The 24,474-nt window shown below is 70.1% G+C and carries 20 protein-coding genes and 1 pseudogene; 7 read left to right on the top strand and 14 right to left on the bottom strand.

The genetic code is table 11. The features are described from left to right. Window positions 1-3 precede the first annotated feature (3 nt). The 7 genes from QRY02_RS35130 to QRY02_RS35160 form a co-directional block, all read right to left on the bottom strand. Complete coding sequence (locus tag QRY02_RS35130; protein WP_285987087.1) at window positions 4-933, bottom strand: ABC transporter permease; 930 nt, start codon at window positions 931-933, stop codon at window positions 4-6. Beyond that, window positions 930-1,931, bottom strand: a complete 1,002-nt coding sequence (locus tag QRY02_RS35135; protein ID WP_285987088.1) for an ABC transporter permease — start codon at window positions 1,929-1,931, stop codon at window positions 930-932. Before QRY02_RS35135 ends, QRY02_RS35130 begins: the two co-directional genes overlap by 4 nt. Before the next feature lie 82 nt (window positions 1,932-2,013). Beyond that, window positions 2,014-3,693 carry an ABC transporter substrate-binding protein gene (locus QRY02_RS35140; protein WP_285987089.1) on the bottom strand — a complete coding sequence of 560 codons (1,680 nt, stop codon included), beginning with the start codon at window positions 3,691-3,693 and terminating at the stop codon, window positions 2,014-2,016. Window positions 3,694-4,021: 328 nt separating this feature from the next. Next, window positions 4,022-4,558, bottom strand: coding sequence for a uridine kinase family protein (locus QRY02_RS35145; RefSeq protein ID WP_285987090.1), 537 nt, complete (start codon window positions 4,556-4,558; stop codon window positions 4,022-4,024). Between the two features lie 4 nt (window positions 4,559-4,562). Beyond that, entirely contained in the window at window positions 4,563-4,997 is a 435-nt protein-coding gene (locus QRY02_RS35150) for a DUF2304 domain-containing protein (RefSeq protein WP_285987091.1), read from the bottom strand. Window positions 4,998-5,010: 13 nt separating this feature from the next. Then, complete coding sequence (locus QRY02_RS35155; RefSeq protein WP_387046202.1) at window positions 5,011-5,712, bottom strand: glycosyltransferase family 2 protein; 702 nt, start codon at window positions 5,710-5,712, stop codon at window positions 5,011-5,013. Between the two features lie 68 nt (window positions 5,713-5,780). After that, window positions 5,781-7,751: a DUF6541 family protein gene (locus QRY02_RS35160; RefSeq protein ID WP_285987092.1), complete on the bottom strand. Its 1,971-nt coding sequence runs from the start codon at window positions 7,749-7,751 to the stop codon at window positions 5,781-5,783. Window positions 7,752-7,919: 168 nt separating this feature from the next. Between QRY02_RS35160 and QRY02_RS35165 the strand changes: the two genes are divergently transcribed. Together QRY02_RS35165 and QRY02_RS48990 are read left to right on the top strand one after the other, a co-directional pair. Further along, window positions 7,920-9,980, top strand: a complete 2,061-nt coding sequence (locus QRY02_RS35165) for a DUF6541 family protein (protein ID WP_285987093.1) — start codon at window positions 7,920-7,922, stop codon at window positions 9,978-9,980. A gap of 5 nt (window positions 9,981-9,985) precedes the next feature. Then, window positions 9,986-10,595: pseudogene (locus QRY02_RS48990) on the top strand (transposase); the annotation flags it as partial. A 30-nt stretch (window positions 10,596-10,625) separates the two neighbouring features. Here QRY02_RS48990 and QRY02_RS35175 read toward each other — a convergent pair. Further along, entirely contained in the window at window positions 10,626-11,924 is a 1,299-nt protein-coding gene (locus tag QRY02_RS35175) for a polysaccharide biosynthesis protein (protein WP_285987094.1), read from the bottom strand. Then, window positions 11,921-12,940: a glycosyltransferase family 2 protein gene (locus tag QRY02_RS35180; RefSeq protein WP_285987095.1), complete on the bottom strand. Its 1,020-nt coding sequence runs from the start codon at window positions 12,938-12,940 to the stop codon at window positions 11,921-11,923. Before QRY02_RS35180 ends, QRY02_RS35175 begins: the two co-directional genes overlap by 4 nt. A gap of 71 nt (window positions 12,941-13,011) precedes the next feature. Between QRY02_RS35180 and QRY02_RS35185 the strand changes: the two genes are divergently transcribed. Both QRY02_RS35185 and QRY02_RS35190 read left to right on the top strand, forming a co-directional pair. Continuing rightward, the gene (locus QRY02_RS35185) at window positions 13,012-14,121 is read left to right on the top strand and encodes a UDP-N-acetylglucosamine 2-epimerase (protein WP_285987096.1); all 1,110 of its coding nucleotides are present in this window, start codon (window positions 13,012-13,014) and stop codon (window positions 14,119-14,121) included. Window positions 14,122-14,315: 194 nt separating this feature from the next. Next, complete coding sequence (locus QRY02_RS35190; RefSeq protein ID WP_285987097.1) at window positions 14,316-17,366, top strand: AfsR/SARP family transcriptional regulator; 3,051 nt, start codon at window positions 14,316-14,318, stop codon at window positions 17,364-17,366. Here the strand turns inward: QRY02_RS35190 and QRY02_RS35195 are convergent. Both QRY02_RS35195 and QRY02_RS35200 read right to left on the bottom strand, forming a co-directional pair. Next, the gene (locus QRY02_RS35195) at window positions 17,363-18,277 is read right to left on the bottom strand and encodes a PIG-L family deacetylase (protein WP_285987098.1); all 915 of its coding nucleotides are present in this window, start codon (window positions 18,275-18,277) and stop codon (window positions 17,363-17,365) included. The two genes, QRY02_RS35190 and QRY02_RS35195, sit on opposite strands and share 4 nt — an antisense overlap. Before the next feature lie 17 nt (window positions 18,278-18,294). Then, complete coding sequence (locus QRY02_RS35200; RefSeq protein ID WP_285987099.1) at window positions 18,295-19,908, bottom strand: glucosaminidase domain-containing protein; 1,614 nt, start codon at window positions 19,906-19,908, stop codon at window positions 18,295-18,297. 179 nt (window positions 19,909-20,087) lie between these two features. Here QRY02_RS35200 and QRY02_RS35205 point away from each other — a divergent pair, with 179 nt between their 5' ends. Next, complete coding sequence (locus tag QRY02_RS35205) at window positions 20,088-21,695, top strand: PLL family lectin (protein WP_285987100.1); 1,608 nt, start codon at window positions 20,088-20,090, stop codon at window positions 21,693-21,695. Window positions 21,696-21,738: 43 nt separating this feature from the next. Here QRY02_RS35205 and recR read toward each other — a convergent pair whose 3' ends face one another. Next, window positions 21,739-22,335, bottom strand: coding sequence for a recombination mediator RecR (recR, locus tag QRY02_RS35210; RefSeq protein ID WP_285987101.1), 597 nt, complete (start codon window positions 22,333-22,335; stop codon window positions 21,739-21,741). Window positions 22,336-22,340: 5 nt separating this feature from the next. Next, window positions 22,341-22,700: a YbaB/EbfC family nucleoid-associated protein gene (locus QRY02_RS35215; protein WP_285987102.1), complete on the bottom strand. Its 360-nt coding sequence runs from the start codon at window positions 22,698-22,700 to the stop codon at window positions 22,341-22,343. Between the two features lie 78 nt (window positions 22,701-22,778). Between QRY02_RS35215 and QRY02_RS35220 the strand changes: the two genes are divergently transcribed. Then, window positions 22,779-23,642 (top strand): N-acetylmuramoyl-L-alanine amidase, encoded by an 864-nt coding sequence (locus QRY02_RS35220; protein ID WP_285987103.1) that lies wholly within the window; start codon window positions 22,779-22,781, stop codon window positions 23,640-23,642. On the opposite strand, the gene QRY02_RS35225 is transcribed toward QRY02_RS35220, so the two are convergent. Beyond that, a complete protein-coding gene (locus tag QRY02_RS35225) occupies window positions 23,627-23,980 on the bottom strand; it encodes a winged helix-turn-helix transcriptional regulator (protein ID WP_285987104.1) in 354 nt (117 codons plus the stop codon). The two genes, QRY02_RS35220 and QRY02_RS35225, sit on opposite strands and share 16 nt — an antisense overlap. Window positions 23,981-24,029: 49 nt before the next feature. On the opposite strand from QRY02_RS35225, the gene QRY02_RS35230 reads away from it, so the two are divergent. Then, on the top strand, window positions 24,030-24,461 hold the full coding sequence (locus QRY02_RS35230; protein WP_285987105.1) for a TIGR03618 family F420-dependent PPOX class oxidoreductase: 432 nt from the start codon (window positions 24,030-24,032) through the stop codon (window positions 24,459-24,461). Window positions 24,462-24,474: the final 13 nt, after the last annotated feature.

Raw genomic sequence — 24,474 nt, forward strand, 5'->3', positions numbered from 1 at the left:
GGTTCACCGCCTGTTCTTCGGGTCGAGGGCTTCGCGGAGGGACTCGCCGAGCAGTGTGAACCCGAGCGCCACGATGATGATCGCGATCGCCGGGTAGTACGCCAGCTCGGGCCGGACGTCGAGGAACTGCCGGGCACCCTTGCTCAGCATGATGCCCCACTCCGCCCGGTTCGGGTCCGGGTCGCCCAGACCGAGGAACGACAGCGCCGCGGCCTCCAGGATGGCGGTCGCCAGGGTCAGCGTGGCCTGCACGATGACCGGGCCGAGCGAGTTCGGCAGCATGTGCCGGAACACGATCGCGCCGCGCTTCACGCCCAGCGACGTCGCCGCGAGGACGTGGTCGCTGCTGCGCTGCGTCAGCATCGACCCGCGCAGCAGCCGCGCGAAGATCGGCACCCCGATCATCGAGACGGCCAGGATCACCGTCCACTGGCTGGGCTTGGCGAACAGCGCCGCGACCGAGATGGCCAGCAGCAGCGACGGCACCGACAGCATCACGTCGACGAGTCGCATGAGGACGGTGTCGACCCAGCCGCCGAACGCGCCGGCGAGGCCACCGATGACGACGCCGACGAGCACGCCGATCACCGTGGCGAGCACACCGACGAGAAGGGTGTTCTGCGCGCCCACGATCAGCCGCGACAGCTCGTCGCGGCCGAAGTCGTCCACGCCGAGCGGGAAACCCGGCTGAGGGCCGGGAATGATCCCCTGGCCGAGCGCGACCTGGCCCTGCAGGTAGCGCTCGAACGGGTCCTTGGGCGCGATCAGCGGTGCGAACACCGCCAGCAGCACGAACAGGCCGGTGATCGCGGCGCCGGTGATCGCCACCGGGCTGCGCAGCATCCGCCGCAGGGCTTCGCCGCCGAGGCTGCGCCCGCTCGCCGCCGCGAGCTTGTCGATCGGCTCTTTCTTCTTGTTCAGCAGAGTGTTCATCGCACACGCACCCTCGGGTCGATGATCCCGTACGAGACGTCGACCAGCATGTTCACCAGCACGTACACCAGCGCCCCGAAGAGCAGCAGCGCCTGCAGCCGGGGGTAGTCACGCCGTTCGATGCCTTCGGCCAGCAGGAACCCGAGGCCGCGGAAGTTGAACACGCGCTCGGTCAGCACCGCGCCGCCGAGCAGCGCGCCGGTCTGCAGGCCGATGGTGGTGACCACCGGCAGCAGGCCGTTGCGCAGCACGTGCCGCCGCCGGACGACGGGCTGCGTGAGGCCCTTCGAGTTGGCCGTGCGGATGAAGTCCTCGTTGAGCACTTCGAGCACCGACGCGCGGGTGATCCGGGTGATCACCGCGAGCGGGATGGTGGCGAGCGCGAACGCCGGGAGGATCAGGTGCCTGATCGCGTCCCAGACCGCGTCCCACTCGCTGGTCATGATGCCGTCGAGGATGGCGAAGTTGGTGATGGCGGTCGCGTCCAGCCCGGCGGTCTGCCGTCCCTGCGACGGCAGGCCCAGCGGCCCGGAGAGCAGGTCCTGCATCATGTAGCCGAGGAAGAAGACCGGGACCGCGACGCCGATCAGGGTCAGCACGATGATCACGTTGTCGGCGACGCCACCGCGGTAGCGGGCCGAAAGGTAACCCGCCGGGATGCCGATGACCACCGCGACGATCATCGCGGAGAACCCCAGCTCGATGGTGGCGGGCAGGAAGGTGCCGATCTCCGACATCACCGGCTGGGTGGAGACCAGCGAGGCGCCGAAGTCACCGGTGAGCGCGCGGCCGAGGAACTTGAAGTACTGGATGATGACCGGCTGGTCGAGCCCCAGCACGTGGTTGAGGTTGGCGATCTTCTCCGGCGTTGCCTTGTCGCCGAGGAGGGCCGCCGCGGGCCCTCCGGGCAGCGAACGTAGCCAGGCGAAGACCAGGATGGACAGGATGAGCAGCGTCGGGATCGCTTGTAGCAGCCGACGCAGGAGAAAACGGAGCACTTGGTGTCCTTTGGGGCCAGCCCGGGAGGTACGGGCATGGGGTGGGCGCGGTAGCGCCCACCCCATGCGCTCGAGGCAGAACTCAGTTGACGGTGACGGTGTTGAACCGCTCGTCGGTCAGCGGGCTGGCGACCAGGCCCTTGACCTTCGGGCCGACCACGATGGCGGGCGGGCCGTAGGAGATCGGGATGGCGGGCAGGTAGTCCATGATCTGCTTGTTGACTTCCTGGTACGCCTTGGCGTGCGCGTCACCGGCGGGCGAAGCGTCCGCGGCGGCGAGCGCCTGGAACAGCTGCGGGTTGTCGAACCCGAACTCCTTCTTCGTGCGACCGAAGAAGGTGCCGACGAAGTTCCCGGCGTCGTTGTAGTCACCGGTCCAGCCGAGCAGGTGGAGGTCCTGCTTGCCGAACTTCTGAACGTCGTCCTTGTAGCCACCGTTCCACGGCTTGGCGATCGGCTCGATCTTGATGCCGATGGCCTTCAGGTCCTCCGAGAACGAGGTGAAGACGTCCGCCGGGTTCGGCATGTACGGCCGGGTGACCTCGGTCGGGTAGTAGAACTTCAGCGTCAGGTTCGTCGCCCCGGCCTCCTGGAGCAGCTGCTTCGCCTTCTCCGGGTTGTACGGGTACTTGGTGACCTCGTCGGTGTAGCCGGAGATCGTCTTGGGCACGAACTCGGTGGCTACCTCGGCACCTTCGGGCAGCTTGCTCTTCACGAACTGCTCGCGGTTGATGCCGTAGGCGAGCGCCTGGCGGACCTTGACGTCCTTCAGCTTGTCGCCGGCCGGGCCGGACTGGTTGATGCCCATGTACAGCACGTTGAACGGCGGGCGCACCAGCACCTGCTCGCCCTCGTTGCGCAGCAGGCCGTAGTCCGCGGGCGCCGGGTAGTCGTAACCCTGGATGTCGCCGGCCTTGAGCGCCTGCTTGCGGGCGTTCTCGTCCGGGATCACCTTGAAGATCAGCTTGTCGAGCTTGGCCGTCTGGGTCGGGCTGGTGTCGTTCTTGGACAGGGTGATCTCACCCTTGCCCTGGTCCCAGCTGTCGAACTTGAACGGGCCGGTGCCGACCGGGTGCTTGTTCGCGTACTCGCTGTAGGTGAACGAGTCGCCGGACTGGGTGACCTCGTCCGACTTGTACTGCTTGAGCGCGGTCGGGCTCTGCATCGCGAACGACGGCAGGGTGAAGGCCGCCGGGAACGCGCCCTTGGCCTTGTTGAGGTTCACGACCGCGGTCGCCGGGTCCTTGGCTTCGCAGCTCTTGTAGACCGGGTTGCTGTAGTCGTCGCTCTCGTTCTTGGCGAAGCCTTCGAAGACGTCGGCGTAGTAGATCATCTGGCTCTGGGCGGCGGCGCCCTTCATGTTGAACCAGCGATCGAAGTTGAAGCACACGGCGGCGGCGTCGAACGGGGTGCCGTCGGAGAACTTCACGCCCTGCTTGAGGTTGAAGGTCCAGGACTTGCCGTCGCTGCCCTGCTCCCACTTCTCGGCCAGCGAGGGCTCGAGGTCGGCGGTGCCCGGCTTGTTCTGGATCAGCGTGTCGAAGATCTGCCGCGTGATGCGGAAGGTCTCGCCCTCGTCGTTGAAGATCGGGTCGAACAACTTCGGGTTACCGGCCGCGCCGAAGATCATGGTGCCCCCGGAACCACCCCCTGCGCCCTCTTCACGCTTGGATTCCGCACAGGCGGACAGCGAAACCGCGAGCGCGCCGGCGAGCCCGATCAGGGCCACGCGGCGTGTTCGGGTCAGCCGCAATTGCTGCATCTGGCACCCCTTGGGAGATGTTTCGGGTTCAAAGTCACCGTCCGGTCGGTCAGGAACTCGACGGACGATCGGTGTGCTCGCCGACACTAGCGGGAACTCGGCCCGCACTTAAGCACGTGAGGTTACGATCGCGCTACGTGGACGTCGATTTGACCGCAATGTGTCCGTAAATCACGACAGAATGTGACCATTTGCGGGCTCTGACTGCCCTCGGTGCCTGATCCATGACTCAGATGGCGGTACCGACATTGGCCCACTCGTGTATCCGGCTACGGACAGCTTGATCGATCCGGAGTGGCTCGGACACGGTGCGTGACCACCCCGTCCCCTACGAAAGTCGGGTTCCGGCGGCTTCGGCGGTGCCGTCCACGGCGAACCAGCCGCGCTCGAACCGTTGCCACCGCGCCAATTCGCCCTGTGCGGCCTCGCCGTCCCGCGCCACGGTTTTGGCCAGCCGCGAGGCTTCGGAGCCGCCGGAGAGCCAGCAGAGGTGGGAAAGCAGGGGTCTTACCGAAGTGCGGCCGCTGGAAACCCCTTCCAGCACCAGGACGTCCGGCACGGCCACCCGGACGAGTTCACCCGGCCGGGGTGCCCCAGTGGACCAGTCCACTCGCCGGTACGCCCCCGCCACGCCGCCGGCCAGGGGCCGCAGGACGTCGTCGACGAGCCGGGGCCACCACGAGACCGGGTCGTCCCACGTAGCGAAGGCGTCGGTGCTCACGAGGGCCGTGCGGCACCCGCGGGCGGTCAGCTCGGCGACGACGCGGGCGGCCAGCGTGGACTTGCCGGCGCCCGACGGGCCGTCGATGGCCAGCACGCGCACCCGGCCCAGCCGCGCGGGAGCGGCGAGCAGGGCTTCGATCACCGCGTCACTTGCTGACGCGCTCGACCTCCGGGAGCCCTTTGACGTCGTCGGGGGCCGCCGTCTTCGCCTCCAGCTCGGCGATCCGGCCGGCCAGCTCGCGCCGGGTGTCTTCGAGCTCGCAGCGCAGCAGCGCGATCTCCTCGACCGAGGTGCGCACCTCTTCCTCGAGGTGCCCGGTCTCGGTGGACAGGTGCAGCGACACGAGCGCCAGCACGACGCCGGCGAGGAGGAAGACGAAGTTCGAGGGCGTTTCCACTCCGGTCAGCCCGGCGAGGAACTTCGCGGCCGCCGGGATCACGGCCAGCACCACGACACCGATGGCGACGATCAGCCACACGCCCGCGTACTTCTCGCGAAGCTTGCGCCGCCGCATCATCTCGAGGACGACGAACAGCACGACGCAGGCGACGACGATGCTGAGGACGCGCCAACCTTCCATCTCGCGAGCTCCCTTATGCCGAGTCGGACGAGTCGACCGCCGGGCGGCGGCGTACCAGCGCCAGCAGCAGTGCGAGCCCGGCCCGGCTCAGGTAGACGGCCGACTTGACGGGCGAGTGGCTGGGCGTGCCGCCCGCGCGCTCGCGCATGACGACCGGGATCTCCTTGATGACCAGCTCGGCCCGGATGGCCATGACCAGTGATTCGACCGTGTCGCCGAGGTACTCGGCCGGGTAGTAGCCGGCGAACAGCCGGATCGCGCGCGGCCCCATCGCCTTGAAGCCCGACGTGACGTCGGTGAGCCGCGTCTTCGCCAGCCGCGAGAACACGATCGAGAGCGCGACCATGGCGTACTTGCGCGGCCCGCTGGCCTTGTACGCGCCCTTCCCGGCGAACCGGGAGCCGATCACGATGTCCGCGTCGTCCAGGCCGCGCAGCAGCGCGTCGAGCTCGTCCGGGTCGTGCTGGCCGTCGGCGTCCACCTGGACGACGACGTCGTACCCGCGGGCGGCGGCGTAGCGGAAACCGGTGCGCATCGCACCGCCGACCCCGAGGTTCACGGCGAGCCGGGCCACCTCGGCGCCCGCGGCGCGGGCCAGCTTGGCGGTGTCGTCCACCGAGCCGTCGTCGACGACCAGCACGTGGCCACCCGGGAGGGCGCGCTTCACCTGCTCGACGACCGACGCGACGCTCGCCGACTCGTTGAGGGCGGGCATCACGATGAGCACGCGGCGGCTGGTCACCGCGGTCGTCGAGGTCACAGACACGCGAACACTTTAGCTCTTCACCGGCCGTCACCCGCCGCGGACCCGGGCGCGGCCCCCGCGGTGACGACGTCCTGCTGCCCCGCGATCTCGTAGATCGAGGCACCGGCGTTGCGGTAGACCAGCTTGAACCCGGGAGCGGTGTCCAGGTTCAGCAGGCCGGCGTCGTTCTGCACGTCGGGAATGGCGTTGCCCCGGCCGACGAAGGCGTAGCGGACCTTGAGCTCCCGCAGGATCTTCCGGGCCTTGGGGTCGGCTTCCAGCCGGTTCGCGAACGCGCTGACGTAGCCGATGTCGCTGGTGGGCTCGGCGCCGTAGTAGTTCCACTGGGTCGGCTTCACGCCCTGCAACGCGTACATCCAGCACGACCCGTCGAAGCGGTCGTTCAAGACGCGCTCGCCGGGGACCGTGTGCCCGGCCAGCCAGGCGAACGCCGTCTCCTCGTCCGCGCTCACCGCGGGGAAGCCGCGGTAACCGATGTTCACGTGGACGGAGTTGATGCCCACGTACCCGCGGCTGAACCCGCCGATCACCGCCGCGAGCAGCACCACGCCGGCCAGGGCCGGCGTGGCCGGGTGCAGGCTCGGCAGCCGGGGCCGGACCTTCGCCGCGAACCACGCCGTCGCGGTGTGGACGAACTCGCCGAAGCCCACCGCGCCGATCAGCGGCAGCAGCGCCGCGATCCGGTAGTTGTCGTTGTAGAACGGCCCGGTCAGCAGGTGGACCAGGCCGTTCTCCATGGAGACCGTCGCGGCGTACAGGCCGCCGAGGACGACGTACGCGCCGACCAGCCAGACCATCCGCCGCTGCCGGGCCAGCAGGAAGATGCCGGCGACGGCGGGCAGGCCGATCCACCACTGCGGGAAGTCCGCCATCGGCGAGAACGTCACCGTCTGCCCGACCGCGCCGGTCACGGTCGCCGCATTGCCCCAGACCGCGGACGTGACGCCACCGGCGTTGTAGAGCGAGGGCAGCACCTGGGGCAGGCCGAGCCCGACGGCGAGCAGCGCGGCCGCCACCAGCGACGGCCAGGCCCGCCGCCAGTCGATCGGCTCGAACCGGAAGAGCACGGCGGCCAGGATCAGGACGCAGTAGACGACGAGGACGAAAACGACGCTCGTGTGCAGGGCCGCCAGACCGGCGACGCCGACCCCCACGGCCAGCGGCCCGGTGGCCCCGCCCGGCTCGAGCAGCAGGCGGACCACCGCGAGCATGGCCGGGACCAGGGCGACCCCGGCGGCGTACGGCCAGACCGGGCCGTGCCAGAACAGGTCGTAGGGGAACGAGGTGAAGCACGCGGAAGCCGTGGCGGCCGCGGCGGCCGTCACCGGCGGGAGCCGCCACGCGCGGCACATCGCGGCCACGCCGAGCGGCACCGCGAAGGTGACGGCGATGGACGCGAAGTTCAGCAGCGGCATCACGGTCAGCCCGCCCTTGCCGAAGAGCAGGGCGAGCAGCGCGTGGTAGGTGTCCGGGTAGAAGTAGTGCGTCTCGTCCGGCAGGTTCGCGATGGTGCCGATGGTCGACGGGCGCGCGTCACCGCGTTCGGCGATCCAGCGGACGAGGTTCGCGTGGAACGCGGCGTCCCAGTTCTGGTTCACCGTGCCGGGTGTCACGATGCCGCGCAGCACGGTGACCGCGCCGATCGCCATCCCGGCGGCGACGCCGAGCGCGGTCAAGGCGTGCGCGCGCCAGGACCACCGCGGACGCTCGGACGCGGCCGCCTCGGCGTCCGGCCGGCGCCCCCGGGTGAACCGGGCCACGGCCCAGGTGACCGCGAAGCCGGCGGCCGAAACCACGAGCGTCCACAGTGCCACGGAGAGCGCCGTCCACCGGATGCCCGTGCCGCCGAGCAGCGGGATGGCCAGGGCCACGACCCCGAACGTGAGGACCGGCGCCGCCGCGCCCAGCGTCCAGCCGCGCAAGCCGATCGCCGCCCCGAAAACGGCGCCCGGCAACCAGAATGCGGCCAGAACGAGCAGAAACCCCATTCTCCCACCCCATTTCGCCGTGATCCGTCCCGCCACCGCGGTGAACGGCCTTCCGGACGGCGGCGGCCACGCTACCGTGCACGTCAGCTCGCTGGTCACCCGCATCCTCGGCACACCGCCGCCACCCATAGACTCCGGGCGTTGACGGCTTTGTTGATCGGAGAAGGCATGCTGTCCGAAGCTGTCCGGCTGGCCGTGGGAATCCTGGTGGTATTGCTCCCCGGATTCTCGATTCTCCTGGTCGCCGGCGTACGCGAACGGTTGTGGCTGGCGGGCCTCTCGGCGCCGTTGACCACCGGGTTCGTTCTGCTGGTGTCCCTTTTCACGGGGGTCACCGGACTCCGCTTCGGTCTCCTGACCGCGGTCGTCGCGCTCGTGGTCGTGCTGCTCATGCTCGGCGGCGTGCGGTGGCTGGTCCGCCGCCGGCGCCCGGCCGCGGATCCGGCCGTGCCCGCCGAAGACCCGCGGCTGCGCACGCTGACCGGCCGGGCCGGCACGGCCGCCCAGGTCCTGGGCGCGCTCATCGCGGTCGCCGGGGTCGGCTTCGGCGTACGCCTGTGGCACAAGGGCCTCGGGTCGTGGCGGACGCCGACCCAGGAGCACGACACCGTCACGCACGCCGTGCTGACCGCCTTCACGCACTTCACCGGCAAGGCCGCGCCCTGGCAGATCCTGCCGATCGACGTCGTGCACGACACCAACGTCCAGTTCTACCCGCCCGGCTTCACCGACCTCTGCGCGCTGCTCACCGACATCTTCGGGGACACGATGCTGTCCCTGAACCTGGTGACCGTCGTGTTCACGGTGGTCGTGCTGCCGCTGTCGGTGGCCGCCTTCACCGCGGCGGTGCTCCGGCACGGCCGGCTCGGCCGCGGCTGGGTCGAGCTCGCCGCCGGGGTGGCCGCGTTCGTCTCCGTCCAGCTGTACCGCCCCGGCATCGCCTTCGCGCACGACGGCGGGGTCCTGCCGAACGCAGCCGCGATGACGCTCATGCCCGGGCTCGTCGCCGTGATGCTGGTGATCGGCAAGCGCCACTGGGGCCGCGCGGTGCTGGTCGGCGTCGCCGCCGCCGGCGCGTTCAACCTGCACCCGAGCGCACTGACCTCGGTGGCGCTGACGACGGTCGCGGCCATGGTCGGCCTGCTGTTCACCAGGGCGGGCCGGCTCGCCTTCGTCCGCGCGCTGCTGCCGCTGGTGCTGACGGGCGTGGTCGCCGTCGTCCTCATCGTCCCGGACGTGCTGGCGCTCCTGCGGCTCGGCGGCGGCACGGTGGTCGACGCGCCGGCCAACATCCCCGGCTCGCCGCTGGGCGAGTCGGCCAAGCTGATCGCCCGGCTGCCCTACGGCGGCTACTTCGACCCGAGCGGCACGATGGGCCAGCTGGTGCTCGGCCTGCTGGGCCTGGCCGGCGTCGCCGCCACGCTGCTGTCGCGGCGGGCGTGGCCGCTGCTGACGGCCTGGCTGTTCTGGGCCGCGGTCGTGGTGAGCTTCCACTACTCGCCCAACTCCGGGTTCGGCGCCACCATCGGCCGCTACTACTACCGGGTCGCCAACCGCCTCGACACCCACGTCTACCTGCTGATCCCGCCGCTGGCGGGCGTCCTGTTCGTGGCGCTCGCGCTGTTCGTCGTCGCGGTGAAGGCCCGCAACCCGATCCCGGCGCGGCTCCGGCCGGCGGTGGCGTTCGGGCTGGTCGTGGTGCTGCTCGGCGCGCTGACGGTGACGTCGTTCCGCGGCTACATGAACACCGGGGCGCTGTCGCTCAGCCAGCGTTACGCGACCCCGCAGTTCGTCCGCTACGACGCGGCGGACGACGCGGCCGCGAGGTGGCTGCACGAGAACGCGGCCCCGGGCGAGACGATCCTCAACAACGCGAACGACGGCTCGACGCTGCTGTACGTCGACTACGACCTGCCGATCCTCAACATCGTCCCGGACGGCCACAGCCCGATCGAGGACAACATCACCCTGCTGGCGAAGTTCAACGACTTCCCGGCCGACCCGCAGGTCCAGAACATCCTCCGGGCGAAGAACGTCCGCTGGGTGTACGTGGATTCCTCGGCCCCGACGGTCGGCACGGACGGCCACCACTGGACGGGCAAGCTGACGTACAGCCTGGCGCCGGGGCTCAGCGGGCTGACCGGCCTGCCGGGCCTGACGAAGGAGTTCAGCTCGGGCACGGTCAGCGTGTACCGGCTGAACCTGCCGCAGACCCCGCCCCGAGGTTAGACGAGCCGAAGCTCACCGACGCCGAGCTGGTCACTCTGGCCGTGGCCCAGGCTCTGCTGGGGTTCACCTCCGAAGCGCGCTGGCTGCGGTTTCTGCCGATGCGGATGCCCGGCGCGTTCCGGTACCTGCCCGGCCAGTCCGGCTACAACCGTCGGTTGCGTGCCGCGTTGCCGCTGGTCAAGCACGTGATGCGGTGGCTGGCCGCGGACACCGACCTGTGGACCGATCCGGTCTGGATCGCGCTGGTTCTGGGGCCTGCGGCTGCACCTGGTCTGCACGCCGGCCGGGCTGCCCATCGCCTGGGCTCTGGCCGACCCGAAGATCGACGAGCGGCAGGTGCTCATGGCCATCTGCGATCACGAACCCCCACTTTTCACCGACCGCCCAGGCCTGCTGATCATCGCTGATAAGGGCTACGTCTCCGCCGAACTGGACCGCTTCCTCACCGAGCGCGGGGTCCGGCTGATCCGGCCGTCCTACCGCAACCGCCGGCCCTATCCCGGCGAGCCGTTGCTCAAGTCCATCCGCCAGCTCATCGAATCGGTCAACGACACCCTCAACAACCGCACCACCAGCCAACCCATCACCCGATCACTGACCGCTTACGACCACTAACCGAGTTACGCATCAATCGTCTAGCAGACCTCAGGCGGCTTCCGGGCCGGCCTCGACCGGCTCGGGCGCCCGACGCAGGACGAACGCCAGCACCACCGCCAGCCCCAGCGTCGGCGCCACCGCCAGCGCGACCACCGCGCGGAACACCGTGTCGCCCGGCAGGAACAGCAGCACCAGCGACGCCGTGCCGGTGACCACGGCCCAGGTCGCCAGCACGAGCTTCGCCTGGGTGCGGGCCACGAGCACCGCCGTGAGCAGCTGCATCGGCACCAGCAGCACCGACGACCACACCAGCCCCGCGACCGACCAGCCGTCGATGTCGTACTTCGGCCCGCTGACGAACCGGACCGCCCACGGGCCGAGCCACAGCCCGACCAGCGCGCCGAGCGCGGCCAGCACCAGCGACGCCGCCGCGCCGAGGGCGAGCACGCGGCGCAGCCGGTGGCGGCCCTCCTCGGTGACCGACAGCCGGACGACGAACGGCACCGCCAGCGACTGCACCGGCCCGATCAGCGTCAGCGGCAGCCGCGCGATGACCAGCGCGGCGAACAGCGAGCCGACGCGGTCGCCGTCGCCGCCCGGGGCCAGCAGGCCGACCAGCGCCGGGTAGCCGGTGATGACCGCCGCCGTCAGGGCCGCGCCGGCCAGGAGCATGCCCATCCGGCGGGACGTGACGCCCCAGCCGTCACCCTCGACGTGGAAGTCGAGCAGCTGCCGGGCCGGGCGCGCGAACAGCAGCCAGGCGAACGAGCCGGCCGCGACCGCGATCGCCAGCGAGACGACGTTGTAGGCGACCGAGACGAACAGGACACCCAGGATGAGCGCCCGCACGGCCGGTTCGGCGACCACGAGCAGCGAGAAGGCCTTCACCTTGTGCTGTCCGATGAGCAGCCCGCGCGTGCCGAACTGGCAGGCGAACGCGACGCCGCCGGCCAGCACGATGACCGCCAGCGACCACTCGCCGTGGAACAGCTTGTCGTTGACCGGCGGGATCAGCAGCGCGAGCGAGAACGCGGCCGCGACGACGACGCCGGCCGCGACCGCCCGCAGCGCGGGGCGGCCAGCCTTGCCTCCGGCGAGCGCGGCGACCGCCGACTGGCGCGAAAGCTCCTGCTCGAGCGGCGACAGCGTGCTGCCGAGGCCCATCACCAGGCCCCAGAAGGTGACGAAGACCGCGTACTCCGTCGGCGGCAGCAGCCGCTGGCAGGCGACCGTGAGCAGGTAGCCGAGGCCGATGGACACGATCAGCGAGCCGCCGAGGCTGCCCGCGGTCGTGCGTCCGCTGCGCGCGGCGGCCGGCGTGTCCACTGTGTCCGCGTCGGTGCTCATCGGCGACGGAGCCGGGCACGCACGGCCATGGCGAGGCCACGCAGGACACCGGCGCCGAACCCGCCGGCGAACACCGGCAGCAGCTTGGTGACCGCGCGGGCCTCGGGGCCGGTCGCGCCGCACTTCTTGACGACCTCGCCCGCCGCGACCGCGCCGAGCACACCGGCGGCCAGCGTCGTCTTCGGCTTCTTCGCGGCGAAGACCAGGCCGACGGCACCGGCCGCGAGCGCGCCGAACAGGGCGTTGCGTGCCGGGCCGGGCGAGGCGATGTAGGAGTCCACGTAGGTCGTGCCGCGGAAGTAGGCCTGCTGCGTGAACTTCTTGAACGAGTCGCGCCCGTGGTAGGTCGCCGACAGCTCCGGGGCCAGCCAGATCCGCTCGTGCTCGGCGATCCAGCGCAGCATGCGGGTGTCGTCGCTGGCGAAGCGGAGGTCGTCGAACAGCGACGCGAACGCCGTCACCGAGCCTTCGAGGAGGCCGCGGCGCGCGCAGAAGAAGGTCGTCCCCTTCGGGTGGACGTCGAACTCCTCGATGCCGTACGACATCAGGCGCGGGTTCGCGCAGTACTTGCGCCAGGGCACCTTGACCAGACCGGCCATGAACCCGGCGTACGGGTTGTGCTCGGAAGCGACGTCGATGTGGCCGTTCCAGACCGCGCGCTCGGGGTGCTCCACGAGCTGGTCGCGCAGGAACGTCAGGGTGTGCTCGTCGACGATGACGCGGCTGTCGAGCAGCGCGATCCACTCGCCGGACGACTTGGCGATCCCCGCCCGCCGGGCCTCGAACCGGCCGGCGTTGGCCTGGCGCAAGACGGTGATGCCGTGGCGTTCGCGCAGGTCGTCGAGCCGGGAAGGCGTGGCGTCCGTGCTGCCGTCGTCGACCACGACGACCTCGATCGGCCAGCTCGCGGCGGACGCCGAAGCGAGCAGCGCACCGACACTGCGTTCGATCCAGTCCTGCTCGTTGTAGACCGGGATCACGACGCTGAGCGAGGGGAGGAGCGGGTTCGCACTCACCGTGCCGAGGCTACCCGGCGGCCCCCGCGGCGGGTCGGCCAGTATCCTTGCGCCACCGCACCCGACCAGAAATGGGCTTCACGGTGATTTCCTTCATTCTCGGCACCACCGCGGAACTGATCAAGATCGCCCCGGTCTACCACGGGATCCGCGAGCGCGGGATGCGGCCGAAGATCTGGTTCACCGCCCAGCACGTCGACGAGGTCGCGGACGTCCTCGCGGACCTGAACATGCCGCAGCCGGACGTCTGGCTGGTGCCGGAGGAGAAGGCCCACAACCTCGAGTCGCCGGCGCAGGTCCCGGGCTGGGCCGCGCAGGTGCTGCGCACCGCGTGGAGCCGTCGCCACGAACTGCGCGCCGCGCTGACCGAGGACGGCCGCCCGCCGCTGGTGCTGGTGCACGGCGACACGTTCACCACGCCGTACGGCTCGCTGATCGGCAAGCGGATCCTGAAGTCCCGCGTCGGGCACGTCGAGGCGGGCGCGCGGTCGGGCAGCATCCTCTCGCCGCTGCCGGAGGAGCTGAACCGCAAGATCGCGGCGAAGATCGTCGACATCCACTTCGCGCCGAGCATCCGCGAGGTCAACAACCTGCGCAACGCCCGCGGCGTGGTCGTCGACACCGAGGCCAACACGGCGATCGACGCGATGCGCCTGGCCATCAACCAGCCGCTGGACGTGCCGGACCTGCCGGAAAAGTTCGGCCTGGCCACGCTGCACCGCTTCGAGCTGGTCTCGCGCCCGGACAAGTACCGCGAGGCGCTGGAGATCCTGCGCGAGCAGAGCCGCAAGATGCCGATCCTGTACATGGCCGGCGCGCCGGAGCGCGAGAAGATCCGCTCGCTGGGCATCGGCAACATCTTCGACGACCGGTTCATCGTCCAGCCGAAGATGCGGTACCTGAAGTTCCTGCCGCTGGTGGCGCGCGCCGAGTACGTCGTCACCGATTCGGGTGGTCTTTCGGCGGAGTGCTACTACCTCGGCCTGCCGTGCGCGGTGCACCGCGAGCGCACGGAGACGCCGCAGCACCTCGGCGAGACGGTCGTGCTGACGGAAATGCGCGGCGACAAGCTGCAGAACTTCCTCGACACGTACCAGAACCGGCGTGGTGAGTCCTGGATGGACAAGTACCACCCGTCCGAGATCGTCGTGGACACCCTGGCGCAGCTCGGCTACTGCTGAGCGAAAGCCGGCCCAGCTACCTCCGGCAACCTCTGGTTTCCGCCGTTCGAGTGTTTTCCCGACCGCACCCGACCTCGGGTGATGGCGTTCTTGTGCGCCCTCCGACGAGGTAACTAGGGTCCGTGGGGGGTCACCTGAACGTGTGATCCCACGGGGCTGGGGGGATCTCGATGTGGTTTCAGCTGCTGGGAACGATGACGGCGCGGCGAAACGGGGCTGATGTCCCGCTGGGCGGCCCCAAACCCCGCACCTTGCTCGCGGCGCTCTTGCTGGCTGAAGGCCGGGTGCTCAACGCCGACCGGTTGATCTCGATCATCTGGGACGAGGCGCCGCCGGAAAGCGCATCCTCGTTGCTGCACACCTACGTCTCGACCCTGCGCCGGGCGTTCCAGCAGCCGGACGGGGAACCGGGCGCGATCCTCACCGAACAGAGCGGCTACCGGATCGAGCTGACCGGCTGCACCGTCGACTTGCTGGAGTTCGCCCGCCTGACGGCGGAAGGGGATTCGGCGGCCGGCGCCGGGGACCACGAAGCGGCCGAGCAGCGGTACGGGCAGGCGCTCGACCAGTGGCAAGGCCCGGCCCTCGGCGGTCTCAAGTCCCGGTTCGCCGCGACGGAGGCCGCCCGGCTGGCGGACCAGCGGCTGGACGTGCTGGAGAAGCGCATCGACTGCGCGTTCGCACTGGGTCGCGGCGCGGGGTTGGTCAACGAGCTGACGGCGCTGGTCGCGGAGCACCCCCTCCGCGAACGCCTCCGCGGCCAGCTGATGACCGCGTTGTGGACGACCGGACGGCAAGCCGATGCGCTGAGGTGCTACCAAGCCGGGCGCGGCTTGCTGGTCGAAGAGCTCGGCGTCGAACCCGGGCCGGAGCTGCGGGCACTGCACCAGCGGATCTTGCGCGGTGACGGGGTGGCGCACGAGCCCGGCGCACCGGCCGCGCCGAAGTCCGAAGAGAGACCGGCACCGCTGCGGGAAGCGTCCGGCGGCCCGTGCCTGCTTCCCCCGGACATCACCGACTTCACCGGCCGGACCACCGAGGCGGCGACGCTCACCAAGCCGGCCGCGCGCCGGGTGGCGATCTCCGGTAAGCCCGGCTCCGGCAAGAGCTCGCTGGCCGTACATGTGAGCCACCTGCTGCGGTCCCGGTTCCCCGACGGGCAGCTCTACGTGGCCCTGCGCGGCGCCCAGCAGTCGCCCGTGGACGCCGTCGAGGTGCTCGGCCGGTTCCTGCGCGCGCTGGGCGTCGCCGACGCCGAACTCCCGGTGGGCCTCGACGAACGCGTCGAGCTGTACCGGACCCTGTCGGCGTCGAAGCGGCTGCTGGTGGTGCTCGACGACGCCGCGGACGAACGCCAGGTGCGGCCGCTGCTGCCCAGCGGTGACGATTGCCTGTGTGTGCTCACCAGCCGGGTGCGACTGGCCGCGCTGGACTCGACCGAGCACATCGACCTGCAGGTCCTCGACGACAAGACCGGTCTCGCCCTGCTCACCCAGATCGTCGGCGGCACCCGGATCGCCGCCGAACCCGACGCGGCTCGCACGCTCGTGCACCTCTGCGGCAACCTGCCGCTGGCCGTCCGGATCATCGGCGCCCGCCTCGCCGCGCGGCCGGACTGGCGGCCGTCCCGGCTGGTGCCGAGGCTGCGCGAACAGCGGAAGTTCCTGAACGAACTGGCGATCGGCGACCTCGAAGTCCGCGGCAGCCTCGCCCTGTCCTACCGCGGGCTCGGTGACCTCGAACGGTCCGCGCTGCGCCGGCTCGGCTGGCTGGGGGTGCCCGACTTCGGCGCTTGGCTGGTGAGCGTGCTGCTGTCGGTGCCGCCGGACGACGCCGAGGACATCGTCGAAGGACTGGTCCGCGCCCAGCTGCTGGACGTGGTCAGCAACGACGGTTCCGGCGTCACCCGGTACCGCCTGCACGACCTCATCCGCGTGTTCGGCTGGGAACGCGCCGAAGCGGAGGAGGACGCCGAGCAGCTGCGGCTCGCGGTCCGGCAGGCGGCCGACGAGTGGTACCGGCTGGTCGAATGGGCCTCGGGAGGTACCCCGGTGCGCGCCCTGCGGCCCGCCGCGCCGGGTCCGGCGACGACCCCGGAGCTGGTCTCCACGGACGCGCTCGGCGAGCCCCTCGCCTGGTTCGACGCCGAACAAGCGGCGCTGGTGCACATCGTCGAGCGCGCCAGCGAGCTGGGACTGGCCGACCCGGCCGTGCGGCTGGCGACTGCGCTGTGTTCCTCGTCCTTCGCCGTGGAGAACCACTTCCACTACTGGTGGCGGACCCACACGGCCGCGCTCGAAGCGGCCCGGCAGACGGGCGACCTCTCCGGTCAGGGCCTGCTGCTGGCCGGTCTCGGCTGGCTGCGCAGCGAGCAGGACCGGCTCGACGAAGCCGCCGATTACTACGCACAGGCCCTCGAGGCGTACGCCGAAGTCGACGATGTCCGCGGCCAAGCGGTCACGCGGATGATGCTGAGCAGCGTCCGGCGCGAGCAGGCACGGCTGCCCGAAGCGTTGAAGCTGCTCGGAGAGGCCCTCCCGGTGCTGAGCCGGCTCGGTGACCCGCGGGCGGAGGCCAGGGCGCATCACGGCCGCGGCATGGTCCTGACCGAACTCGGCCGGCTGCCCGAAGCCCGCACCGAGCTGGAGCGCGCCCTCACCCGGTACCGGGTGCTTCCGGACGACCACGGCGTCGCCCTCGTCCTGCGTTCCCTCGGCATCGTGCACCGCGCGGCCGGGCGGCTCGCCGAAGCCGAGCGGGCGTGCACACAGGGCTTGGACCTCCTGCGGGGAGCCGGCGACCGCTTGATGATCGCTTACGCCACCCAGGCCCTCGTGAAAGTCCACATCAGACAGGGACGCCGGAACACCGGCGAGTTGCACGCGAAGCTCGAAGACGCGCTGGCGACCTGCCGCGAAATGCAGGACGGCTTCGGCCAGGCGCTCATGCTCCGCACCCTGGGCGAGCTCGAACTCGTCCGCGGCGAGCCGGACTCCGCCCGGCGCCACCTCGAGCTTGCCCTCACATGGTGCGACGCGCTTTCCCTCCCCCTGTGGCGGGCCCGCAACCTGCGGGACCTCGCGGCGGCCCAGCGAGCGCTGGGCCGCCAGGCGGAATCCGACGCCACCCACGCCGAGGCGCAGGCCCTCTTCACCAGGTACGGCGCGCGGGAGGCCGGTGAACCCCGGATGTCCGTGAAGACCGCTTCTGGCAACGGGAAAGCGGTCTGCACGGAACACCACTAGCAAGCGTTGAAGTCACCCGGCGGCACCCAGGGGATGCCCGGCCAGAAGATCCGCCCTTCCGGCCGGTACTGCTTGCCCATCACGTTGTCCCACGACCACGGGCTGATCTGGTAGTCGAACGGCTTGTAGGCGTTCCAGATCTGCTGCTTGCGGTCCCGCCAGTAACCGCCGACGTTGTCCGGGTAGTCGGTGATGATGTATCCCTGGTACTCGTCCCGCCGGATCCAGGTGTTGCCCGCGCCGTCGACGTCCGCGTCGGCCGCGAGGATCGCCCCGGCGACGTGGTCGACGTTGTCGGCCACGCCGTCACCGCGTCGTTCCCGGTGCCCGAGGGTGCTCTGCGTCCGCATGTAGTCGGGCTGGACGTAGTCGATGATCGACCGCAGCATGCCGACGAACGAATCCTTCGTGTACGCCGGCCGGTTGTCGATCGGCTGGGCGACGTACGAGTCGTCGTGCAGCATCCGGTACAGGTCGCCGCAGTTGTCCTCGGGCCCGGCGGCCGCGTGGATGTAGGTGAACACGAGGTGGACGTTGGTGCCGTCGAGGTGATTGACGGCGACAGGATGACCGTCGAACCACATCTGCTCGTACGTCCAGGAGTCGGACACCCCGGCCGTCTCGGCGTAAGCGGCGCGTTCCCCCTGGATCCGGTCGTTGGCGTAATCGATGCCGCACGGGTCGTGGCTTTCGCAGGGGATCTCACCCGCGGTGAGGTAGGTGACCCACACGTTGTACCCGGCTTCGACGTCGGAGGCGATGTCCGGGTTCATGAACAGCAGGTCGTCATCCTGGTGCGCGGAGAAGCTGAGCGTCGTGGTGGTGTCGGCGGAGGCGGGACTGTGCACCGCGGCGACGGTCGCCGCGGCCAGAACCAGCGCGGCGAGCGGCCGCGCGATCTTCGTTCGCATGACGTGCTTCCTTTCGTTCACTGGCCCCAGTTTTCGATGTCGGGGGCGCCCATGTCGGTGTTCCAGTACCAGTGGGTGAGGGTGCCGTTGGTGGAGCGGCCGTAGATGTTTTCCTGGCTGTCGGTGGCGAAGCCGGTGGGGTTGGTGCCGAGGTTGCCGCCCCAGTTGTCGTGGCGGGGCTGGTTGTCTTCCGGTGTCCAGTACCAGTGGCCGAGCTGGTTGTCCGGCGTGCGGGCGAACACGTGCTGCTGGTCCTGCCACACGTAGGCCACGGGGTTGCCCTGGATGGGTGCACCCAGGGGTTCGTCGACGACCTCTTCCTCGGGGGTCCAGTAGAAGTGCTTCAACGTGCCGTCGGTGCCGCGGGCGAACACGTGCTGCTGTTCCCCGAACGCGTAGCCGGTCGGGTCACCGGCCAGAGTGCTGGAGCCCCAGACCCCGTAGTTCGGATCCGCGTCGGTCGGGGTCCAGTACCAGTGCGCCAGGTGCCCGTCGCCGGTGCGGCCGAACACGTGCTGCTGATCGCCCCAGACGTAGGCCACCGGGTCACCGGCCACCGATTGGGTCTGGGTTTCTTCGACCATGCCGGTGTCGGGAGTCCAGTACAGGTGCTTGAGCTTGCCGTCGGTCCCGCGGGCGAAGATGTGCTGCTGATCGCCGAAGGCGTACCCGGTCGGGTTACCCGCGATGTCGTCGGCACCCCACTGCTCGAAGTTCGGATCGGCATCGGTGGGATACCAGTACCAGTGACCGATCGTGTTGTCCGCCAACCGGGCGAACACGTGCTGGGTGTCCCCCGCCACGAACGCCACCGGCTCACCCGCCAACGCCCCCGGATACGACTCCGACTCGATCGACTCACCCCCGTTGTAGGAGTGCCGCAACGACCCGTCCGCACCACGGGAGAACATGTGCTCCTGCGTCCCGTACCGGTACGACGCCGACGCCGCAATCCCCTCATCACCGAGTGACGCACCGGGTGCCGTGCCGGAGTCGAAGCGGTAGAGGTTGTACGTGTTCATCAGGGAGATGACCTTGTTCACGTAGTCCGGGTCGGTGGCGTAGTGCCGGCCCACCTCGCGGATGAACGCGTTCGGGTCGTGGCGGTACGGGAGCGCGCTCTGGTAGATCGAGCTGGTGGTGAGGAGCCGGCCGTAGTCGCGGAACGAGTTCTCCATCGAGTCGTAGGAGCGGAAGTACGCGTTGACGGTGTGGCACGGCAGCGGCACGCACTCGGTGGTCGGGTAGGGGGCGCAGCCCTTGGCGAACGGACCGGGGTTGGTTGGCGAAGTGCACTTGAAACCGAAGAAGTTCCGATCGTTGACCGAGAGCGAGCTGCGGCCCCAGTTCGACTCGAGGATGGACTGGGCGACGGTCACCGACGCCGGTATGTCGAAGTCGTCGCGGATCCGTTGGGCGGCGGGGCCGGCCGCGGCGACGTAGTCGTCCTGGGAGCCGTCCTTGACGGCCGCGGCTCTCATCGCCGCTGACCGCTGCTGTTCCTGGGTCGTGGTGCTCGTCCCGGGGTCGCTGGTCGTCGGCTGACCGGCCGAAGCGGGTGCGACGAGGGCCAGCGTGCTGATCAGCGCGCCGAGCCCGCCGACGGTGATCCGGGTGGTCGTGCGGGTCATGGTGTCCTCCAGGTCGTGGCGATGGGCAAAGCCTGGAAGCCAGGTCTCCAAGTCGACTTCAAGCCGTCTGCAATTGCAGTTGAAGCGGTTTTGGGGCGGACTTGAAGCGTGCCTCGGGAGGGTTTCCCAGCGAGTCCGCCGCACCGAGAACGGCGGAGCGTTCACCCAGGAGGAAACCCATGACCGTCCAACGCACCGGCGCCGTCGTGGCCGCTGTGCTCACCTCGCTCGCGATCGCCGGTGCCGCTCCCGCGATCGCCCACGCACACCCGCTCGGCCCGGCGGCCGCCGCGGCCGCGCAGAACGGCTACTACGACCCCGCCAAGCCGGGCCGGCTACCGCACGAAGGCACCGCGGGCGTCCCGAGCCATCCGAAGACCGGCGCGCGGGCGATGACTTCGACGACTTCGGTCGAGAACGGCCAGATCACGCGCTCCGAGGTGCTGACCAGATCGAGGTCGTGGATCGACGAGCACGTCATGTACAGCCAGTCCGCGTACCACACCAACCAGTACGGCACCTACCGCCAGGACTGCTCCGGGTTCATCTCGATGGCCTGGAACCTCAGCACGAGCCTGACCACCGCGACCCTGCCGACGCGGATGGACGCAATCGGCTGGGCGGACCTGCAGCCCGGCGACGCGCTGTGGCGCCAGGGGCACATCGCGCTCTTCCTCGCCTGGAACGATGCCGCCAAGACGCAGCCGATCGTCCGCGAAGAGTTCGACTACGGCAACCCGGCCGTCGAGCGGGCGTGGACCACGCAGTCCTACATCCGGACGTTCACCCCGATGCGCTACCGCAACATCGTCGACGACATCGGCCAGCCGGCCCCGAAGGGTGATGAGGGGATTGCGGCGTCGGCGTCGTACCGGTACGGGACGCAGGAGCACATGTTCTCCCGTGGTGCGGACGGGTCGTTGCGGCACTCCTACAACGGGGGTGAGTCGATCGAGTCGGAGTCGTATCCGGGGGCGTTGGCGGGTGAGCCGGTGGCGTTCGTGGCGGGGGACACCCAGCACGTGTTCGCCCGGTTGGCGGACAACACGATCGGTCACTGGTACTGGTATCCCACCGATGCCGATCCGAACTTCGAGCAGTGGGGTGCCGACGACATCGCGGGTAACCCGACCGGGTACGCCTTCGGCGATCAGCAGCACATCTTCGCCCGCGGGACCGACGGCAAGCTCAAGCACCTGTACTGGACTCCCGACACCGGCATGGTCGAAGAAACCCAGACCCAATCGGTGGCCGGTGACCCGGTGGCCTACGTCTGGGGCGATCAGCAGCACGTGTTCGGCCGCACCGGCGACGGGCACCTGGCGCACTGGTACTGGACCCCGACCGACGCGGATCCGAACTACGGGGTCTGGGGCTCCAGCACTCTGGCCGGTGACCCGACCGGCTACGCGTTCGGGGAACAGCAGCACGTGTTCGCCCGCGGCACCGACGGCACGTTGAAGCACTTCTACTGGACCCCCGAGGAAGAGGTCGTCGACGAACCCCTGGGTGCACCCATCCAGGGCAACCCCGTGGCCTACGTGTGGCAGGACCAGCAGCACGTGTTCGCCCGCACGCCGGACAACCAGCTCGGCCACTGGTACTGGACACCGGAAGACAACCAGCCCCGCCACGACAACTGGGGCGGCAACCTCGGCACCAACCCCACCGGCTTCGCCACCGACAGCCAGGAAAACATCTACGGCCGCTCCACCAACGGCACCCTCACCCACTGGTACTGGAACACCGACATGGGCGCCCCCGACATCGAAAACTGGGGCCAATAACCAGAGCGGGCCGTTCACGCTCGCGTGAACGGCCCGTTTCGCTTCAGAGCACCCGGCGACCGGAGAGCGCGCGGCCCAGCGTCAGCTCGTCGGCGAACTCCAGGTCACCGCCCATCGGGAGTCCCGACGCCAGCCGCGTCACGCTCAGGCCCGGGAAGTCGCGCAGCATGCGGACCAGGTAGGTCGCCGTCGCCTCGCCCTCCGTGTTGGGGTCCGTGGCGATGATGATCTCCTTGATGTCCGCCTCGCCGATGCGCTTGAGGAGCTCACGCATCCGCAGCTGCTCCGGGCCGATGCCCGACAGCGGGTCGAGCGCGCCGCCCAGGACGTGGTAGCGGCCCTTGAACTCGCGCGTGCGCTCGACCGCCAGGACGTCCTTCGGCTCCTCGACCACGCAGATGACCGTGAGGTCGCGGCGCTCGTCGCGGCAGATGCGGCACTTCTGCTGCTCCGAGACGTTGCCGCACACCTCGCAGAACTGCACGCCCTCCTTGACCTTGCCGAGGACGTCCTGCAGCCGCGAGATGTCCACCGGGTCCGCGGCCAGCAGGTGGAACGCGATCCGCTGGGCGCTCTTCGGCCCGACCCCGGGCAGGCGCCCGAGCTCGTCGATCAGGTCCTGGACGACACCTTCGTACAAGTTCGTCAGCCGCCGAAGCCGAGGGCACCGAGGTCCGGCATGCCGCCACCGCCGCCGAGCCCGCCGGCCAGCGGGCCGAGCTTCTGCTCGGTGAGCTTCTGCGCGCTCGCCGACGCGTCGCGGACCGCCGCCACGATCAGGTCGGACAGCGTCTCGACGTCGTCCGGGTCGACCACCTTCGGGTCGATCTGGAGGCTCTTCAGCTGGCTGTCACCGGACACGGTCGCGGTGACCAGTCCGCCCCCGGCAGTGCCGGTGACCTCGGTGTTGGCCAGCTCTTCCTGGGCTTCGACGAGCTTCTGCTGCATCTGCTGCGCCTGCTGCATCAGCTGGGAAAGGTCGAAGCCGCCGCCGGGTTGGGCCATGATCGCACTCGGTCCTCTCTGCACGCCTGTGTCCCCACCAGGGTAGTCGCGCCACGCGAAGTGCCGGGCTGTGGCACCGTGGTCGCCGTGCGACGCGCGACTGCTCCCCTGCTGCTGGCCGGTGCCCTCCTGCTCACCGGCTGTTCCGACGACGCTCCAGCGGCGCCCGCGCCCGTGGTCACGACCACGACCGCGTCGCCCACGCCGTCGTCTCCAACGCCGTCTCCGTCGCCGTCTCCATCTCCGTCTCCATCTCCGTCTTCGTCGGCCACGCCGCCGCCGGCGGCGGCGGCCGGGAAGGTCGTCGTGCTGGACCCCGGCCACAACGGCGGCAACGGCGCCCACCCGGCGGAGATCAACCGCCCGGTGCCGGCCGGGCGCGGGCAGACCAAGCCGTGCAACACGACCGGCACCGCGACCAACGCGGGCTACCCCGAGCACGCGTTCACCTTCGACGTCGCGCAGCGGGTCGGGAAAGCGTTGGCGGACAAGGGGATCCGCGTCGTCTACACGCGACAGGACGACACCGGCGTCGGCCCCTGCGTCGACCGTCGCGCGGCGATCGGCAACGACGCGAACGCGGACGCGGTCGTCTCCATCCACGCCGACGGCTCGGAAGCGGCGGGGGCGAACGGCTTCCACGTCGCGTACTCGTCACCACCGCTGAACGCCGCGCAGGGAGCGCCTTCGACGCGGCTGGCGCAGACGCTGCGCGACACGATGCGCACGAACGGCTTCAGCGCGGCGAACTACATCGGCACGGACGGCCTGTCGGCCCGCGCGGACCTGGGCGGCCTCAACCTTTCGACCCGGCCGGCGGCCCTGGTGGAGTGCGGCAACATGCGCAACGCCACGGAGGCGGCCCGGATGACGAGCGCGGACGGACGGCAGCGGTTCGCGTCCGCCATCGCGGCGGCGATCGAGGCCTACCTGGCCTCCTGAGCCTCGAGGACGGCCTCGCCGTGCTGCGTCGCCCACTTCGTGAGGACGCCGATCGGCTCGACGAGCGTCCGGCCGAGCTCGGTCAGGCAGTACTCGACGCGCGGCGGCGCTTCGGCGTACGCGCGGCGGTCCACCAGGCCGTGGCCCTGGAGCTTGCGCAGCGTCTGGGTGAGGACCTTGCGGGAGATCCCGCCGATCAGGCCGGCCAGCTCGCCGTGCCGCCGCGGGCCGCGGCTGAGCGCGAACACGACGACGACCGCCCACTTGTCGGCGATCATCTCGATCGCCAGCCGGGCCGGGCAGTCGGCGAGGAAGACGTCACCCGAGAAGTCACCCATGGGAACAAAGGTACCGAGCGGTACCTGTCGGCTTCCTACGCTCGGAACCATGGAACTTCCCGAAAGCTGCCACCGCCTGTTCGAGCGGCCGTTCAACGCCGTGCTGACGACCATCGACCCGGACGGCTCGCCGCAGACCTCGCTGGTCTGGGCCAGCCGGGAGGGCGACGAGATCGTGATGGGCATGGAGGGCCGCCGGCCCAAGGTGCGCAACATCCGCAACGACCCGCGCGTCACCGTGCTGATCGAGGACCACGACGAGCGCGACGCCCGGGGGCTGCCGCAGTACCTGCTGGTCCGGGGCACCGCCCGGGTGGTCGGGCCGGACATCGCCGACGAGTTCACGGCGCTGATGGACCGGCAGGCCCGGCGCTACCTCGGCGCCGAGAAGTACGAACTGGGCAACCAGGGCTCACCGACGGCCGTGATCGTGCGCGTCACGGCCGACCGGGTCACGGGCATCGGCCCCTGGGCGTCCTGACCCACCGTGTCGT

This window comes from Amycolatopsis sp. DG1A-15b, assembly GCF_030285645.1.
Lineage (GTDB): Bacteria > Actinomycetota > Actinomycetes > Mycobacteriales > Pseudonocardiaceae > Amycolatopsis.

Excerpts from the sequence above, each read along its gene's own strand:
- QRY02_RS35130 (WP_285987087.1), bottom strand. The coding sequence starts at position 933 with ATGAACACTCTGCTGAACAAGAAGAAAGAGCCGATCGACAAGCTCGCG.
- QRY02_RS35140 (WP_285987089.1), bottom strand. The coding sequence starts at position 3,693 with ATGCAGCAATTGCGGCTGACCCGAACACGCCGCGTGGCCCTGATCGGG.
- QRY02_RS35150 (WP_285987091.1), bottom strand. The coding sequence starts at position 4,997 with ATGGAAGGTTGGCGCGTCCTCAGCATCGTCGTCGCCTGCGTCGTGCTG.
- QRY02_RS35155 (WP_387046202.1), bottom strand. The coding sequence starts at position 5,712 with ATGCCCGCCCTCAACGAGTCGGCGAGCGTCGCGTCGGTCGTCGAGCAG.
- QRY02_RS35160 (WP_285987092.1), bottom strand. The coding sequence starts at position 7,751 with ATGGGGTTTCTGCTCGTTCTGGCCGCATTCTGGTTGCCGGGCGCCGTT.
- QRY02_RS35165 (WP_285987093.1), top strand. The coding sequence starts at position 7,920 with ATGCTGTCCGAAGCTGTCCGGCTGGCCGTGGGAATCCTGGTGGTATTG.
- QRY02_RS35175 (WP_285987094.1), bottom strand. The coding sequence starts at position 11,924 with ATGAGCACCGACGCGGACACAGTGGACACGCCGGCCGCCGCGCGCAGC.
- QRY02_RS35185 (WP_285987096.1), top strand. The coding sequence starts at position 13,012 with ATGGGCTTCACGGTGATTTCCTTCATTCTCGGCACCACCGCGGAACTG.
- QRY02_RS35190 (WP_285987097.1), top strand. The coding sequence starts at position 14,316 with ATGACGGCGCGGCGAAACGGGGCTGATGTCCCGCTGGGCGGCCCCAAA.
- QRY02_RS35195 (WP_285987098.1), bottom strand. The coding sequence starts at position 18,277 with ATGCGAACGAAGATCGCGCGGCCGCTCGCCGCGCTGGTTCTGGCCGCG.
- QRY02_RS35200 (WP_285987099.1), bottom strand. The coding sequence starts at position 19,908 with ATGACCCGCACGACCACCCGGATCACCGTCGGCGGGCTCGGCGCGCTG.
- QRY02_RS35205 (WP_285987100.1), top strand. The coding sequence starts at position 20,088 with ATGACCGTCCAACGCACCGGCGCCGTCGTGGCCGCTGTGCTCACCTCG.
- QRY02_RS35215 (WP_285987102.1), bottom strand. The coding sequence starts at position 22,700 with ATGGCCCAACCCGGCGGCGGCTTCGACCTTTCCCAGCTGATGCAGCAG.
- QRY02_RS35225 (WP_285987104.1), bottom strand. The coding sequence starts at position 23,980 with ATGGGTGACTTCTCGGGTGACGTCTTCCTCGCCGACTGCCCGGCCCGG.
- QRY02_RS35230 (WP_285987105.1), top strand. The coding sequence starts at position 24,030 with ATGGAACTTCCCGAAAGCTGCCACCGCCTGTTCGAGCGGCCGTTCAAC.